This window comes from Streptomyces sp. MNU76 (assembly GCF_020982545.1).
Lineage (GTDB): Bacteria > Actinomycetota > Actinomycetes > Streptomycetales > Streptomycetaceae > Streptomyces.
The window spans coordinates 1,103,329-1,118,479 of sequence record NZ_JAJKLK010000001.1; the positions used below are offsets into that span (position 1 = coordinate 1,103,329).

At 71.4% G+C, this 15,151-nt stretch carries 13 protein-coding genes and 1 pseudogene; 6 read left to right on the top strand and 8 right to left on the bottom strand.

Translation table 11 applies throughout. The features are described from left to right. Positions 1 to 65 precede the first annotated feature (65 nt). Positions 66 to 932: an LLM class F420-dependent oxidoreductase gene (locus E4N62_RS04755; RefSeq protein WP_230212055.1), complete on the bottom strand. Its 867-nt coding sequence runs from the start codon at positions 930 to 932 to the stop codon at positions 66 to 68. A gap of 188 nt (positions 933 to 1,120) precedes the next feature. Between E4N62_RS04755 and E4N62_RS04760 the strand changes: the two genes are divergently transcribed. Together E4N62_RS04760 and E4N62_RS04765 are read left to right on the top strand one after the other, a co-directional pair. Continuing rightward, positions 1,121 to 2,623, top strand: a complete 1,503-nt coding sequence (locus E4N62_RS04760; RefSeq protein WP_230212056.1) for a family 43 glycosylhydrolase — start codon at positions 1,121 to 1,123, stop codon at positions 2,621 to 2,623. A 59-nt stretch (positions 2,624 to 2,682) separates the two neighbouring features. Then, positions 2,683 to 4,131: a family 43 glycosylhydrolase gene (locus tag E4N62_RS04765; protein ID WP_230212057.1), complete on the top strand. Its 1,449-nt coding sequence runs from the start codon at positions 2,683 to 2,685 to the stop codon at positions 4,129 to 4,131. Between the two features lie 60 nt (positions 4,132 to 4,191). Here the strand turns inward: E4N62_RS04765 and E4N62_RS04770 are convergent. From E4N62_RS04770 to E4N62_RS04795, 6 genes and pseudogenes are all read right to left on the bottom strand, one after another. Then, positions 4,192 to 4,868, bottom strand: a pseudogene (locus tag E4N62_RS04770) (response regulator). A gap of 33 nt (positions 4,869 to 4,901) precedes the next feature. Then, on the bottom strand, positions 4,902 to 6,176 hold the full coding sequence (locus E4N62_RS04775) for a sensor histidine kinase (RefSeq protein WP_230212058.1): 1,275 nt from the start codon (positions 6,174 to 6,176) through the stop codon (positions 4,902 to 4,904). Between the two features lie 240 nt (positions 6,177 to 6,416). Further along, positions 6,417 to 8,630, bottom strand: coding sequence for an MMPL family transporter (locus tag E4N62_RS04780; protein WP_230212059.1), 2,214 nt, complete (start codon positions 8,628 to 8,630; stop codon positions 6,417 to 6,419). 191 nt (positions 8,631 to 8,821) lie between these two features. Beyond that, on the bottom strand, positions 8,822 to 9,355 hold the full coding sequence (locus tag E4N62_RS04785; RefSeq protein ID WP_230212060.1) for a hypothetical protein: 534 nt from the start codon (positions 9,353 to 9,355) through the stop codon (positions 8,822 to 8,824). After that, positions 9,348 to 9,701, bottom strand: coding sequence for a MazG-like family protein (locus E4N62_RS04790; protein ID WP_230212061.1), 354 nt, complete (start codon positions 9,699 to 9,701; stop codon positions 9,348 to 9,350). Before E4N62_RS04790 ends, E4N62_RS04785 begins: the two co-directional genes overlap by 8 nt. 35 nt (positions 9,702 to 9,736) lie before the next feature. After that, the gene (locus E4N62_RS04795) at positions 9,737 to 10,282 is read right to left on the bottom strand and encodes a DoxX family membrane protein (RefSeq protein WP_184894849.1); all 546 of its coding nucleotides are present in this window, start codon (positions 10,280 to 10,282) and stop codon (positions 9,737 to 9,739) included. Between the two features lie 159 nt (positions 10,283 to 10,441). Between E4N62_RS04795 and E4N62_RS04800 the strand changes: the two genes are divergently transcribed. From E4N62_RS04800 to E4N62_RS04810, 3 genes are all read left to right on the top strand, one after another. After that, positions 10,442 to 10,768, top strand: a complete 327-nt coding sequence (locus E4N62_RS04800; protein WP_184894851.1) for a nuclear transport factor 2 family protein — start codon at positions 10,442 to 10,444, stop codon at positions 10,766 to 10,768. 86 nt (positions 10,769 to 10,854) lie between these two features. After that, entirely contained in the window at positions 10,855 to 11,862 is a 1,008-nt protein-coding gene (locus tag E4N62_RS04805) for an aldo/keto reductase (protein WP_230212062.1), read from the top strand. Between the two features lie 82 nt (positions 11,863 to 11,944). Next, the gene (locus E4N62_RS04810; protein ID WP_230212063.1) at positions 11,945 to 12,088 is read left to right on the top strand and encodes a hypothetical protein; all 144 of its coding nucleotides are present in this window, start codon (positions 11,945 to 11,947) and stop codon (positions 12,086 to 12,088) included. 378 nt (positions 12,089 to 12,466) lie between these two features. Here the strand turns inward: E4N62_RS04810 and E4N62_RS04815 are convergent, their stop codons facing one another. Beyond that, a complete protein-coding gene (locus E4N62_RS04815; RefSeq protein WP_230212064.1) occupies positions 12,467 to 13,285 on the bottom strand; it encodes an SDR family oxidoreductase in 819 nt (272 codons plus the stop codon). Positions 13,286 to 13,445: 160 nt separating this feature from the next. Between E4N62_RS04815 and E4N62_RS04820 the strand changes: the two genes are divergently transcribed. Continuing rightward, entirely contained in the window at positions 13,446 to 15,146 is a 1,701-nt protein-coding gene (locus E4N62_RS04820) for an alkaline phosphatase (protein WP_230212065.1), read from the top strand. Positions 15,147 to 15,151: the final 5 nt, after the last annotated feature.

Sequence of the window (15,151 nt, forward strand, 5' to 3'; positions counted from 1 at the left end):
TGAGCCGAGCCGCCCACGGCGTTTCCGGTCGGCTCGGGTGAGCCGCCCCGTTGCACCCGCGCCCCTCACCCCACCAACCCCACCACCTCCGCCAACCGCCCCCACTCCTTCCGCGGCAGCGCGTCGCCTTCCCGCCCGTCGAGCACCTGGAGAGCCACATGGTCCGCGCCGGCCGCGTGGAACTCGTCCACCCGTGCCCGGATCCGCTCGTCCTCGCCCCACGCGTACACCGCGTCGATCAGCCGGTCACTGCCGCCGTCCGCCAGGTCCGTCTCGGTGAAGCCGAGGCGGAGGAAGGTGTTCGTGTAGTTCGGCAGCCCTAGGTAGAAGGCGAGGTGGGCGCGGGCGACGGACCGGGCGCGGTCCGCGTCGGGCTCCAGGACCACCTTCAGTTCAGGGGCCAGGAGGGCGTCCGTGCCCAGCGCCTCGCGCGCCTCGGCCGTGTGTTCCGGGGTCACCAGGTACGGGTGTGACCCGGCCGCCCGGTCCCGGGAGAGGCGGAGCATGCGCGGGCCCAGCGCGGCCAGCACCCGGCGGTCGGCGGGGACCCCGGCCGCGTCCAGGGCGTCCAGGTAGGTGACCATCGCCGCGTACGGGCGCCGGTACTGCTCCGTGAGCTTCGCGTGGCTCACGCCCAGGCCGAGGAGGAAGCGGCCGGGGTGGGTGGCGTCCAACTCCCGGAAGCGCGCGGCCGTTTCGGCGGCCTCGTGCTGCCAGATGCTCTGGATGCCGGTGGCGACGGTGATTCGGGACGTGGCCTCGACCAGGGGGGCGGCGTGGTCGACCGACGTGCTGCCGCCCAGCCAGATCGCGCCGAAGCCGAGTTCCTCCAACTCGGCCGCCGCTTCTGCGACTTCATCGTGTCGAGCGGGATCCTCCGTTCGCAGTCCGATGCTCCAGATGCCGTGTCGACCCAGGTTCTGTTTCGTCATGCCATCGCCAACCCGGCCGCCTTCGGGATCTATTCCGACGGCCTCCTCGGCATCAAATCGTGTCGCATCCATTGACGCCCCTCCTGCCTCACCTTTACCTTCTGGCCGAAGTTACGCACAGCGTTCGCAATATCGAACGATCAACCTCTTGATCCCCTCCCCGAGAGCCGCCCCCGAAGGGACTTGCCGTGTTCCGCATTCAAGTCCGTCACGGGGTGACGCTGGGGGCCGCCCTGCTGGCCCTGTTCGCGTCACTCCTCGCCGTCCAGCCGGCCTCGCCCGCCGCCGCGGCCGACGGCAGGCCGTACACCAACCCGGTCAAGTCGCAGAAGGGCGCCGACCCGTGGCTGGAGTACTACAACGGCAACTACTACCTGGTGACGACCTCCTTCACCGGTGAGCTGACCATGCGCAAGTCACCCACGCTGGCCGGGCTGAGCACCGCGCCCAGCGTGCAGGTGTGGTCGGACAGCACCTCCACCCGCAACTGGAACATGTGGGCCCCGGAGATCCACTTCTTCGACGGCAAGTGGTACCTCTACTACTCCGCCGGGCCGCGCGGTTCCGCCTGCTGCGACGACCAGCGCACCTATGTCCTGGAGAGCGCCGGGTCCGACCCGATGGGGCCGTACACCTTTAAGAACCAGCTCGCCGGGTCCAACCTCAACCCGAACGGCTGGCTGATCGACGTCAGCGTGCTCAAGCACGACAACAAGCTGTACCTGGTCGGCAGCGGCTCGGCCGGCGGCAGCAAGCAGAGCCTCGTCATCGCGCCGCTCAGCAACCCGTACACCCTCGCGAGCTCCACCTTCACCGTCATCTCCAGCCCGACCCTGAGCTGGGAGACGCAGAGCGGTGAGGTCAACGAGGGCCCCGAGCCGCTCTACCGCAACGGGCGCACCTTCCTCATCTACTCCGCCAGCGCCTGCTGGGGCCCCGACTACAAGCTCGGGCAGCTGGAGCTGACCGGTTCCGACCCGCTGCTCGCCTCCTCCTGGACGAAGAAGCAGACGCCCGTCTTCCAGCGCAACGACGCGGCCGGGGTCTACGCGCCGGGCCACAACGGGTTCTTCACCTCGCCCGACGGCGCCGAGAACTGGATCGTCTACCACGCCAACGACGCCGCGAGCGACGGCTGCGACAACGGCCGTACGACCCGCGCCCAGAAGTTCACCTGGAACGCCGACGGCACCCCGAACTTCGGCACCCCCGTCGCCCTCGGGACCACGATCGCCGGGCCTTCCGGTGAGACCGCGACGACCCCGACCGCGTACACCATCGTCAACCGCAACAGCGGCAAGTGCCTGGACGTCAACGGCGGCAACACGGCCGACGGGACCAACATCTTCCAGTGGACCTGCAACGGCGGGGCCAACCAGAAGTGGCGGATCGAGGACCGCGCGGACGACACCAGCCGCCTGGTGAACGTCGCCACCGGCAAGGTCGCCGACGTCGCCGACTGCGCGAGCGCCGACGGCACCGACATCCGGCAGTGGTCCTGGCTGAACAACAACTGCCAGAAGTACCGCCTGGTCTACCTCGGCGGCGACTACGTCCGGATCGTCAACGCCTCCACCGGCAAGGTCATGGACGTCGCCGACTGCGGCACCGCCAACGGCACCGACGTACGCCAGTGGTCCTGGCTCGACAACAACTGCCAGCAGTGGCGGCTCGTCCCCACGACCGCCTGATTCCCACCATCGACCGCCTGATTCCCACATCCTTGACCTCGAAGGGCCGCGAACAAGACATGAGACGACTCGTCAGACGGGTTCTGGTGGCCGCGGCGGCCGCGCTCGCCGTGCTCACCACCGTGACCACCCCCGCCCAGGCCGCCGCCCCGGCGTCCCCGGCTGTCACCTTCACCAACCCGATAGCCGAGCAGCGGGCCGACCCGCACATCTACAAGCACACCGACGGCTACTACTACTTCACGGCCACCGTCCCCGCGTACGACAAGATCGTGATGCGCCGGTCCACCACCCTCCAGGGCCTCGCCACGGCCACGGAGACCACGATCTGGACCAAGCACGCCAGCGGTGAGATGGGCGCCCACATCTGGGCGCCGGAGATCCACTTCATCGACGGCAAGTGGTACGTGTACTTCGCCGCCGGTGCCTCCAACGACATCTGGAAGATCCGGCCGTACGTCCTGGAGACCAGCGCGGCCAACCCGATCACCGGCACCTGGACGGAGAAGGGCCGGATCGCCCTGCCGCTGGACACCTTCTCGCTCGACGCCACCACCTTCACGGTGGGCGGCACCCGCTACCTCAGCTGGGCGCAGAACGACCCGGCGGTCGGCAGTGGCACCAACCTGTACCTGGCGAGGATGTCCAACCCCTGGACCATCAGCGGCAGTCCGGTGATGATCTCCAAGCCGGAGTACTCCTGGGAGACCGTCGGTCACCGGGTGAACGAGGGCCCGGCCGTCATCCAGCGGAACGGCAAGGTCTTCATGGCCTACTCGGCCAGCGCCACCGACGCCAACTACTGCCTCGGCCTGCTGACCGCCTCCGAGTCCGCGGATCTGATGAACCCCGCCTCCTGGGCGAAGAGTTCGGCGCCGGTCTTCAGGAGCAACGACCGGACCGGCCAGTACGGCCCCGGCCACAACACCTTCACCACGTCCGAGGACGGAAAGTCCGACATCCTGGTCTACCACGACCGCAACTACAAGGACATCAGCGGCGACCCGCTCAACGACCCCAACCGCCGTACCCGCTACCAGAAGCTGTACTGGAACGCCGACGGCACGCCCAACTTCGGCATCCCCGTCGCCGACGGCGCGACGCCGGTCCGGCTCTCCTCGTTCAACTTCCCGGGCAAGTTCATCCGGCACTGGGAGTACCGCGCCAAGCTGGAGAGCGACGTCACCAACCTCGCCGACTCGCAGTTCCGGATCGTCACCGGGCTGACGGGCAGCGGCACGGTCTCGCTGGAGTCGGCGAACTTCCCCGGCTACTACCTCCGCCACAAGAACAACGAGCTCTGGGTGGAGAAGGACGACGGCACGGCCCTGTTCGACGCGGACGCGTCCTTCTTCCAGCGGGCCGGCCTCGCCGACACCGCGGCCGGGGTCTCCTACGAGTCGTTCAACTTCCCCGGCCGCTACATCCGCCACTACAACAACCTGCTCCACACCCAGCCGGTCAGCACGACCCTCGACCGTCAGGACGCCACGTTCTACAAGGAGTAGAAGGAGTAGCAGGAGCAGAAGGAGTAGTCAGACATGCGCTAGCGGAGGAAAGAACGAGGTTCACTCCGGCGGGGTGACCCGCACCAGGCCCGACTGGTACGCCATCACGACCAGTTGGGCCCGGTCGCGGGCACCCAGTTTCGTCATCGCCCGGTGGACATGGGTCCGTACCGTCAGCGGGCTCACATACAGCTTCTCGGCGATCTCGTCGTTGGAGTGGCCCTCGGCCGCCAGGGACATGACCTCCCGCTCGCGCGTGGTCAGGATGGTCAGCCGGTCGGGGGCGGCGAGCCGGTTGCCGGGGTGGGGGTGGCGAGGAAACGCGTGATGAGGGTCCGGGTGGCGGCGGGGGAGAGCAGCGTGTCGCCGGCGGCCACCGTGCGGATGCCGTCGAGGAGCGCGTCGGCGGTGACGTCCTTGCCGAGGAAACCGCTGGCGCCGGAGCGCAGCGCCTGGGCCACGTACTCGTCGATCTCGAACGTCGTGAGGATCAGCACACGGGTGTCGGCCAGCTCCTCGTCGGCGCAGATCACGGCGGTCGCGGTGAGCCCGTCCGTGCCGGGCATCCGGATGTCCATGAGGACCACGTCGGGGCGGTGCACCCGGACCAGGTCGACCGCCTCCCGGCCGTCGGTGGCCTCGGCGACCACCTCCAGGTCCGGGCAGGAGTCGATGAGGATCCGGAAGGTGGCCCGCAGCAGGGCCTGGTCGTCGGCGAGCAGGACACGAATGGTCATGGGCGTCGCGTTTCTTCCACTGGTCGTGAGCGGCTAGTTCCGCTGGTCAGGGGCGAGGTCCGGCACCGGGTCGGCGGCGCGGGAGGGGTACGGCCGCAGCGGCAGGTCGGTGGTGACCTCGAAGCCACCCTCGGGCCGGTGACCCGCGCTCAGACAGCCCCCGACGGACTGGGCCCGCTCCCGCATGCCGATGAGGCCGAAACCACGGCCGGGCTCGGACGTGCCCCGCGGTGACGTGCCCCGCGCGCGGGGCGTGCCGTCGTCGGAGACCGTGATCGTCAAATGCGCCTCCTCGTACACGAGGCGGACCCGCGCCGCGTCCACGGCGGCGTGCTTGCTGACGTTGGTGAGGGCCTCCTGCACGATCCTGTACGCCGTCAGGTCCACACCGGGGTCCAGCGGCCCAGGGACGCCGTCCGTGGTGACGGTGACCGTGAGACCGGCGGACTCGCAGGCCGCCGTCAGCTCGGGGAGCTGGTGGAGACCGGGGGTGGGGGCCAGCGGCGCCTCGGGGTCGTCGGGCCGGCGCAGCACCCCGACCGTGCCCTTCAGCTCGCGCAGCGCCGCCGACGTGGTGGCCGTCAGCTCGGTGAGGATGCGGTGGGCCTGCTCGGGGTCGGTACGGGTGAGGTGCGCGGCGGTGCCCGCCTGGGCGTTGGCGAGGGCCAGGTGGTGGGCGACCACGTCGTGCAGATCCCGGGCGATGCGCATCCGTTCCTCGGTGACCCTGAGCCGTGCCTCCTCCTCCCGGGTGCGCTCGGCGTGTTCCGCGCGGGCCTGCATCGACTTCAGATACGCCCGCCGCGCCAGCGTCCCCCGGCCGGCGGCGAGCGGCAGCAGCAGCCAGAAGACGGGGCCGATCGTCCTGAGCACCAGCGAGAGGTGCTCCATGGAGTCGGAGAACACGGTCGCGACGTTCATCACCGCGATGGTCGTGCAGCCGTAGACGCGGGTGGTCCTGCGGTCGGTGAGCGTGGCCAGCCAGTAGAGCGCCGCCATGAGCGGGGCGAGCAGCAGAGGGGTGAGCAGATAGCCGAGGGCGACGGCGACCGTCGTACAGATCGCGGTCACGACGAGGGCGGCGCGCGGGTGGGTGCGGTGCTTGAGCAGCGCGAGACAGGACACGCCCATGAGGGCCACCCCGACCCTGTCCTGGTCCGGCGGCTGGGCGCCGGGCAGGGTGAGCGCGCTGCCGAGGGTGGCGCAGCCCATCAGCGCCAGGACCAGCACCAGGTCGACGAGGTAGGGGTGACGGCCGTACAGGTTCCCCAGACGGTCCGTGGTGTGCCGTTCCAGGGCGGTGGTCATCGGGGACTCCGCGGGACGGCGCTCATCGAGGGCTCCGCTGGGTGGTACGCGTCGGGACTCCGCAGGGCGGTCATCGGGGCTCCGGTAGGTGGGCGGGGACCATGGCAGGACCACCTCGGTGGTCGTCGACTTCGATGGCCGTCGACGACTTCGATGGTCGTCGACTTCGGCGGGAACGCCCCCGGGGGCCGTCCGTGTCCTTCGCCACGGACGGCCCCCGGTGGGGGTGGGACGGTCGGATCAGGTGCGGGTCACTTCCAGCTCGGCCGTCTCGGCCGGTGCCGGATCCGCGTCGTCGGCACGGCGGGTCAGCGCCTCACCCTCCACATCGACGTGCGGCAGCGCACGGTCAAGCCACTTCGGCAGCCACCACGCCTTGTCACCGAGCAGCGCCAGCACGGCCGGCACGATCGCCATCCGTACGACGAACGCGTCGAACAGGACCGCGGAGGCCAGCCCGAACCCGATCATCTTGATCATGGAGTCGCTCTCGCCGATGAACCCGGCGAACACCGCGATCATGATCAGGGCGGCGGCCGCGACCACCCGGGCACTGTGCCGGAAGCCACTGGTGATCGCCTCGTCGGCCCCGTCGCCGTGGACGTACGCCTCGCGCATCCGGGAGACCAGGAACACCTCGTAGTCCATGGCCAGACCGAACACGATGCCCACCAGGAAGATCGGCATCAGGCTCATGATCGGGCCGGTCTGCTCCACGCCCAGGAGCTCCGCGCCGTGGCCCTGCTGGAAGACCAGGACGACCACACCGAGCGAGGCGAGCACCGACAGCAGGAAGCCGGCGGCCGCCTTGAGCGGGACCAGCAGGGAGCGGAAGACGACCAGCAGCAGGATGACCGCCAGGCCGACCACGACCAGCAGATACGGGACCAGCGCGGACTGCACCTTGTCCGAGATGTCGATGTTCAGCGCGGTGGTGCCGGTGACCTCGAACGTGGCGCCGGTCTCGGACTCCAGGCCGGGCCGCTCGTCGCGGATGGTGGTCACCAGGTTCTTGGTCTTCTCGTCGGTCGGCGCGGTGGCCGGCACCGCCGAGAAGACGGCCGTGTCACCGGCCTCGTTGAAGCGCGCGGGGGAGACGGACACGACCCCCTCGGTGGCGCCGATCTCCCTCGCGATCGTGTCGGCGGCACCCTTGGCGTCGTCGGTCCCCTTGGCGTCCACGACGATCGTCAGCGGCCCGTTGAAGCCGGGCCCGAAACCCTCGGCGAGCGCGTCGTAGGCCTGGCGTTCGGTGGTCGAGGTCGACTTGGCCTCGTCGCCGGGCATGCCCAGCTGGAGGTCGGTCATCGGGACGGCGAGCGCGCCGAGGCCGACGACGCCGAGGATCAGCACGGGGAGCGGACGGCGCAGCACGAACCGCGACCAGCGGGTGCCGCCGTTGTCCGCGGGGCTCTCCTCGATCCGGCCGCTCTTGCGCGCCTTGCGGGCCAGCACCGCGTTCGGCCAGCAGCCGAGGACGGCCGGCACCAGGGTCAGCGCGATCAGCACGGCCACGACGACGGCGCCCGCCGCGGCCAGCCCCATCTTGGTCAGCATCGGGATGCCGACCACGGACAGTCCGGCCAGCGCGATGACGACGGTGAGTCCGGCGAACACGACCGCCGACCCGGCGGTGCCGGTGGCGAGGGCGGTCGCCTCCTCGGGCGAACGGCCCTTGGCGCGCTCCTCGCGGTAGCGGGAGACGACGAACAGGGCGTAGTCGATGCCGACCGCGAGGCCCAGCATCATCGCGAGGGTGCCCGTCGTGGTGGACAGGCCGAACGCCTCGGACAGGGCGAGGACCGAGGCCATGCTGAGGCCGACGCCGACCAGCGCGGTCAGCAGCGGCAGTCCGGCGGCGGCCAGCGACCCGAAGGTGACCAGCAGCACGACGGAGGCGATGGCGACACCGATCACCTCGGCCGCGCCGCCCGCGCCGCCCTGCTCGGCCATGGCGGTCCCGCCGGCCTCGACGGTCAGCCCCGAGTCCTGCGCCGCGTGCAGCGCGTCCTCCAGGTGGGTCCTGCTCGCGTCGGTGAGGTCGTTCGCGGTGACCTTGTAGGTGACCGTCGCGTACGCCGTGGTGCCGTCCTTGCTGACCGCCCCCGCCCGGAAGGGGTCGACGGCGCTCGCGACCTGGGAACCGTCGGCCAGATCCGCCACCGTCTCCTCGACGGCCTTCTTGTTCTCGGCGGCGGTGACCTTCTCGCCGCTCGGGGCGACGAACACGACCCGGGCGGTGGCGCCGTCCGCGGTGACCCCGGGGAAGCGCTGTTCCATCAGGTCGAACGCCTTCTGGGACTCGATGCCCGGCATGGAGAACTCCTCGTCGGAGGCTCCCGGGGCCTTGAGGGCGCCGACACCGACGGCGCCCAGTACCGCCAGCCACATCACTATGACGTACCAGCGTTTGCGGAAGGCCAGCCGGCCCAGCCGATGAAGGAAGGTTGCCATGGGTCGCAGGTCTCCACGTCAGAGGTCTCGGATGTCAGCCAAGACTCCCGTCGCGGCCCCTGTCCCGTCGTCGTGCGGCTGCCGACAATCGCGGGTACTCAGAACGCAGTACGACCCCGCCTCCGGATCACCCCGGGGTATGACCGGGGGACGGCAGGGGGGAGGACGTACCGTCGGCCCACTGGGTGCGCCTACATGGTGTGCAGGGTGTCGCGGGAGGCCCTGATGAAGACCTTCAGCGCGTCCCAGAACGGCGTGTAGCAGGCGTCGAAGCGCGCCACGGCACCGGTGTCGCCCTCGATCATCGCCTCGATCGCCTTGTGAAAGGGGTTCGTCGTCCGCCGGACGGCGTTGGCGAGGTCGGCGACCTCCTCGGGCCCCTCCAGCGAGACGATCCAGGTGAGATTGCGCAGCGTGGCGTACTCGTCCCGCTGCTGCTCACGCAACCGCCGCAGCTCCTCCACCTGCTCCGGGCCGAGCCCGCCCTCGGCGCCCCGGACCACGTCGGACACCTTCCAGTGCACGTCGTTCAGCCGCTGCGCCTGCTCGATGAACCCGGCGTACGCCGTCCGCCGCGCCTGCCGCAGCCGCTCCACCCGCTGCGCGCCGGCCGTCGTGTCCGCCTGGATGCGTGCCGCCCGCGCGGTCCCCCGGCTCGTCACCCAGCTCGCCAGCACGGCCGTGCCGGCGGTGAGCGCGGCGATCCAGAAGGCGTTGTCAGCCATGGCGGGGGCCCAGCGAGCGTGCGGTGACCCCGGCCAGATGGGCGTCGAAGACCGCGTGGGCGTCCGGGGTCAGGGTGCGCAGCGCCACCAGAGCCGTGATGACGACGTCGCACAGCTCCGACTGGACGTCGTCCCAGGTGTGGGTGGTGCCCTTGCGCGGGTTCTGCCCGGTCGCGCCGATCACCGCCTGCGCGACCTCGCCGACCTCCTCCTGGAGCTTCAACATCCGCAGCAGCAGGCCCTCTTGACCACCGTACGGCTGGTCCGCCTCCAGCCAGGCGTGCAGACGGGTGACGGACCGCCAGAGGTCGTCGGGGGCGTGGGGAGGCCGGGGATGCTCGTTCATGGCCGCAGCTTGTCACGCCCCTCTGACAGCCGAGGTCACTCCTCGAACAGCGCCTCCTGCTCGCCCTCCTTCTCCTTGCGCACCCGCTGGTTGCGCAGGCCCACGACCACCGCGGTGACCGCGGCCGTGCCGGCGAGCGCCACCGGGACCATCCAGCCCCGGTCGACGACATGGCGGAGCGCGTGGTCCAGGGAGAGCCGGCCGGGCCCGGCGACGGCGAGGCCCGCGGCGGCCAGGCCCAGGGTCGCGGCGTACTCGTAACCGCCCTCGGCGTTGAAGAACCCGTTGGGCGTGTGGATGGCGGCCGCGCCGCCCATCGCGCCCGCCGCGGCGGCACCGGCCGCGGGCGTCGCGAGCCCCAGCGCGAGCAGCGCGCCGCCGCCCGTCTCGGCGAGGCCGGCGGCGGTGGCGCTCGCCTTGCCGGGCGCGTACCCGACGGACTCCATGAAGGCGCCGGTGCCCTCGATGCCGTGTCCGCCGAACCAGCCGAACAGCTTCTGCGTCCCGTGCGCGGCGAGCACACCACCCGTGCCCAGCCGCAGGAGCAGCAGTCCCAGATCACGTCGGTCGAATGAGGTCATGAGCACTCCCGGGCAGCTGGTGCGTAGGGTCCCCTCCCACGTATCCACCGTCGCACCGATCACACCCGCCCGGCCCGTGCGGGCCGCCGTTCGGGTGGCCCCGGATCCGCCGTGCGCCTCCGGTGGCGCGCCCCCGGGAACGGTGTGAGGCTGGCCGCCATGACGATCGCACCCGCCAAACTCAGTGACCCGGCCGTCCGAGCCTTCGTCGCCGCGGTGAACGCCCATGACGAGGACGCCTTCTTCGCGCTCCTCACGGAGGACGCGACGATGTCGGACGACGGCTCCGACCGCGACCTCGCGGACTGGACCGACCGGGAGATCTTCTCCTCCCACGGCCACATCGAGGTCCAGCGCGAATCCGCGGGCGGCCGGGCGCTGGTAGCCAACTACCGCAACGACACCTGGGGCGAGATGCGCACCGCGTGGCGCTTCACGGTGTCGGAGGACGGCAGGATCAGCCGGTTCGAGACGGGCCAGGCGTAACACCCCGTACGGCCGGGACGGTTGGGGCTCGTGTTCGTGGAGAGGGCTTGCGTTGGAGGGCACTCCAACTTCTACCGTCCGTGTGCATGGAGACGACTTCGCACCCGCAGCCCCACACCCGCTCCCTCGGCCGCAGCGGTATCCAGGTCAGCGCCCTCGGTTTCGGCTGCTGGGCGATCGGTGGTGAGTGGCAGGACACCGACGGGCAGCCGCTGGGCTGGGGCAAGGTCGACGACGAGGAGTCGGTACGGGCGGTCCACCGCGCCCTCGACCTCGGTGTCACCTTCTTCGACACGGCCGACACCTACGGCGCGGGCCACAGCGAGCGCGTCCTCGGCCGGGCCCTCGGCAGGCGCCGCGCGGACGTCGTCGTGGCCACGAAGTGGGGCAACCTCTTCGACGAGGCCACCCGCACCCGCACCGGCCAGGACGACACCCCGGCCCACGCCCGCCGCGCCCTCACGGCGTCCCTCGACCGCCTCGGCACCGACCACGTCGACCTGTACCAGCTGCACCTCTCCGACGCCGACCCCGAGCGCGCCGCCGAACTCCGCGACGTCTGCGAGGAGTTCGTACGGGAGGGTCTGATCCGGGCGTACGCCTGGAGCACCGACGACCCGGACCGCGCGGCCGTGTTCGCGGAGGGGCCGCACTGCGCGGCCGTGCAGCACCGCCTGAACATCCTCCAGGACGCGCCCGAACTCCTGGCCCTGTGCGAGCGGTTCGAGCTCGCGAGCATCAACCGCAGCCCCCTGGCCATGGGGCTGCTCACCGGCAAGCACACCGGCGGGCGGGCCTTGGCGGCCGGTGACATCCGCAGTGCGCCGCCGGCCTGGCTGCCCGGCTTCAGCGCGGACGGCGGCGCCGACCCGGAGTGGCTCGGCCGGGTCGAGGCGCTGCGCGAGGTCCTCACGAGCGAGGGGCGCACGCTCGCGCAGGGTGCCCTCGCCTGGATCTGGGCCCGCAGCCCCCGGACCGTGCCCATCCCCGGCTTCCGTTCGGTCGCCCAGGCCGAGGAGAACGCGGGCGCCCTCGCGAAGGGCCCGCTCACCGCGGCCCAGGTGACGGAGATCGACCGGCTCCTGGGGAGGTGAGAGCTGGTGCCCGCATCGCTCGGCGCCGGGCCGGTCGCGCGGGCGGACCAGGGAGCCGTCCACGCCGACCAGGGTCCGCCCGGTGCGCCGTTCACGCCGAGGGCGGTTCGCCCGGTGCACCGTCCACGCCGAGCAAGGCCCGCCCGGCGCTCCGCACGCGGTACGGGAGGGCCGGGCGGCGGGCATCGGCCCCGAGCGGGCGGCGATGCGGACCGCCGCCGACTGACGACGACGCGTGCCACGGCGGATGAGGCCCTGGCACGCCGGGCGGCCAATGGCCCGGCCATGCACCGCGCCCTGCGCGGCTCCAGGTCCAGGATGACCGCCGCGCCCTCGGGCGCCACGGCCCGGACGTGTGGGCAGCCGCTCCGTGCTCCGGTGCTCACCTCGCGGTCCCACGCGAGGTCCGCCCCCTTCCGGACCGCGGAACGGCTGCCGCCTCCCCCTCGGGTTGGCCACGGAAGCCGCCGCCTCCAAGTGTGAAGCTCTCGTGGAGACGCGTCCTGAGCATATGACTGTCACGTGCCCTTATGGACCGGAGCATCATCTTCCGTTTGTGTAAGTTGAGCCATGGACGAGTGTCTCGGGCCCCGCGTCGCCTCTCTCAGCCCCGCCCCACGTACGGCATCGCCGTCGCCATCACCGTCGCGAACTGCACATTCGCCTCCAGCGGCAGCTCCGCCATGTGTCGCACGGTCCGGGCCACGTCGGCCACGTCCATCACCGGTTCCGGGGTGAGCTGCCCGTTCGCCTGGAGGACGCCGGCCGGCATGCGCTCGGTCATGTCCGTCGCCGCGTTGCCGATGTCGATCTGGCCGACCGCGATGCCGTACGGCCGCCCGTCCAGCGAGAGCGACTTGGTGAGGCCGGTCAGAGCGTGCTTGGTCGCGGTGTAGGCGACGGAGTGCGGGCGGGGGGTGTGCGCGGAGATGGAGCCGTTGTTGATGATCCGCCCGCCGTGCGGGTCCTGTTCCTTCATCTGCCGGTACGCCGCCTGCGCGCACAGGAACGCCCCGTTGAGGTTGGTGTCCACGACGTGCCGCCAGGCCGCGTAGTCCAGCTCCTCCACCGGCACCCCGCCCGGCCCGAACGTGCCCGCGTTGTTGAACAGCAGGTCCAGCCGTCCGAACCGGTCGCGCACGGCCACGAGGAGCGCGTCCACGTCACCGGGACGCGAGACGTCCGTACGGACGCACAGCGCCTCCGGGGCGCCGGCACGCGCGGCGGTGCCCGCGCCCCCGGCCTGCCCCGCGCCGGCGCCCGCCGTGGCGCCCGCCTCGGCCGCGGTCTCGGAGAGCTTGTCCTCGCGGCGACCCGCGAGCGCCACCGACCAGCCGGTGCGCAGCAGTTCCACGGCCACGGCGCGGCCGATGCCGGAGCCCGCGCCCGTCACGATCGCGATCTTGGTTCGCATAGCGTTCATGGCCTCGCAGCGTAAGGGAGGCGAGTGCGCCCGGCCGCGCAGGCGGAGTCCGCCATCCGGAACTCACCCGTCCGCCATCTGGATGTTGTGTACGCGACAGAAGATCGTCGAACCTGGCCACTCCAATGCGGAAAGACAACTACCTTCAGACGAGGGCCAGATGACACCCACAGCCCAGAACAGCACCCGGAACGCCCGGAGCGCCCAGTACCCCCAGGGGCCGACCCGGCCCCGTTCGTCGCACGCGGCCGAACTCCGCGCCGCCGCACGCCACTTCGACCGCCGCCGCTTCCTCACCCTCACGGGTGCCGCCGCCGCGCTCGCCTTCGCCACCAACCTCCCCGCGGCGGGCGCCGCGGCCGCCGCCACGCTGGACCCCGCGCAGATCACCGAGGACCCCTTCACCCTCGGCGTGGCCTCCGGCGACCCGCTGGCCGACTCCGTGCTCCTATGGACCCGGCTCGCCCCGGCCCCGTACCAGCCGGACGGCGGTCTGCCCGATCAACGCATCCCCGTGCGATGGGAGTTGGCCCTCGACGAGAGATTCCGACGCATCGTCAGACGCGGCACCGTCACCGCCCACCCCGAGTTCCACCACACCGTCCACGTGGAGGTCGGCCACCTCGCCCCCGGGCGCGTCTACCACTACCGCTTCCGCGCAGGCACCTGGATCAGCGAGCCCGGCCGCACCCGCACGGCCCCCGGCCGCGGCCACCTGACCGGCGCCACCGGGCTCACCTTCGCGGCCGTCTCCTGCCAGCGCTACGACCAGGGCTACTACACCGCCTACCGGCACCTCGCGGAGGAGGACATCGATGTCGTCCTCCACCTCGGCGACTATCTCTACGAGTACGCCGTGAACTCCGTCGGCGGCGCCCGCAACTACACCGACCGCGTCCTGCCCGACGTCTTCAACCACGAGACGGTCACCCTGGAGGACTACCGGCTGCGGTACGCCCTCCACAAGACCGACCCCGACCAGCGGGCCGCCCACGCCGCGCACCCCTTCGTCGTCACCTGGGACGACCACGAGACCGAGAACAACTACGCCGGCGAGCACCCCGACGGCGGCGAGCCCTCCGAGGAGTTCCTGCTGCGCCGCGCCGCCGCCTACCGCGCGTACTGGGAGAACCAGCCGCTGCGCCGCCCCCAGCGCCCCGACGGGCCCGACATGCGGCTCTACCGCCGCTTCCGGTGGGGCCGCCTCGCCCAGTTCGACATACTCGACACCCGCCAGTACCGCTCCAACCAGGCGCAGGGCGACGGCTGGCAGATCCCGGGCCCGGAGTCCGCCGACCCCGCCCGCACGATGACCGGCGCCACGCAGGAGCGCTGGCTCCTGGACGGCTGGGACCGGTCCGACGCCGTCTGGAACGTCGTCCCGCAGCAGGTCACCTTCTCCCAGCGCCGCAACGCCGTGGGCGACGTCTACCGGGTGGCGATGGACGCCTGGGACGGTTACCGGGCCTCCCGCGAGCGCCTCCTCGCCGGCGCGGAGGCCGCCGGCATCGAGAACCTGATGGTCCTCACCGGCGATGTCCACGTCGGCTACGCCTTCGACATCAAGCGCGACTTCGACGACCGCTCGTCCCGGACCGTCGGCACGGAGCTCGTCGCCACCTCGATCAGCAGCGGCGGCAACGGCACCGACAAGCCCGCGAACTGGGACACCTACATGACCGCCAACCCCCACATGCGCTTCTACCACGGCCGACGGGGCTACCTCACGGTCGCCCTCGACCGCGAGGCCGCCCGCGCCGACTTCAAGGCCGTGCCGTACGTGACGACGCCGGGGGCCGGGATCTCCACGGTGGCTTCGTTCGCGGTGGAGGCGGGGCGGCCGGGGCTCACACCGGCGTAGTCGCG

What these genes read in the sequence shown, in the direction of transcription:
- E4N62_RS04775 (WP_230212058.1), bottom strand. Translation starts at nt 6,176, where the DNA reads ATGACCACCGCCCTGGAACGGCACACCACGGACCGTCTGGGGAACCTG.
- E4N62_RS04795 (WP_184894849.1), bottom strand. Translation starts at nt 10,282, where the DNA reads ATGACCTCATTCGACCGACGTGATCTGGGACTGCTGCTCCTGCGGCTG.
- E4N62_RS04820 (WP_230212065.1), top strand. Translation starts at nt 13,446, where the DNA reads ATGACACCCACAGCCCAGAACAGCACCCGGAACGCCCGGAGCGCCCAG.
- E4N62_RS04800 (WP_184894851.1), top strand. Translation starts at nt 10,442, where the DNA reads ATGACGATCGCACCCGCCAAACTCAGTGACCCGGCCGTCCGAGCCTTC.
- E4N62_RS04755 (WP_230212055.1), bottom strand. Translation starts at nt 932, where the DNA reads ATGACGAAACAGAACCTGGGTCGACACGGCATCTGGAGCATCGGACTG.
- E4N62_RS04805 (WP_230212062.1), top strand. Translation starts at nt 10,855, where the DNA reads ATGGAGACGACTTCGCACCCGCAGCCCCACACCCGCTCCCTCGGCCGC.
- E4N62_RS04780 (WP_230212059.1), bottom strand. Translation starts at nt 8,630, where the DNA reads ATGGCAACCTTCCTTCATCGGCTGGGCCGGCTGGCCTTCCGCAAACGC.
- E4N62_RS04815 (WP_230212064.1), bottom strand. Translation starts at nt 13,285, where the DNA reads ATGAACGCTATGCGAACCAAGATCGCGATCGTGACGGGCGCGGGCTCC.
- E4N62_RS04765 (WP_230212057.1), top strand. Translation starts at nt 2,683, where the DNA reads ATGAGACGACTCGTCAGACGGGTTCTGGTGGCCGCGGCGGCCGCGCTC.
- E4N62_RS04785 (WP_230212060.1), bottom strand. Translation starts at nt 9,355, where the DNA reads ATGGCTGACAACGCCTTCTGGATCGCCGCGCTCACCGCCGGCACGGCC.
- E4N62_RS04790 (WP_230212061.1), bottom strand. Translation starts at nt 9,701, where the DNA reads ATGAACGAGCATCCCCGGCCTCCCCACGCCCCCGACGACCTCTGGCGG.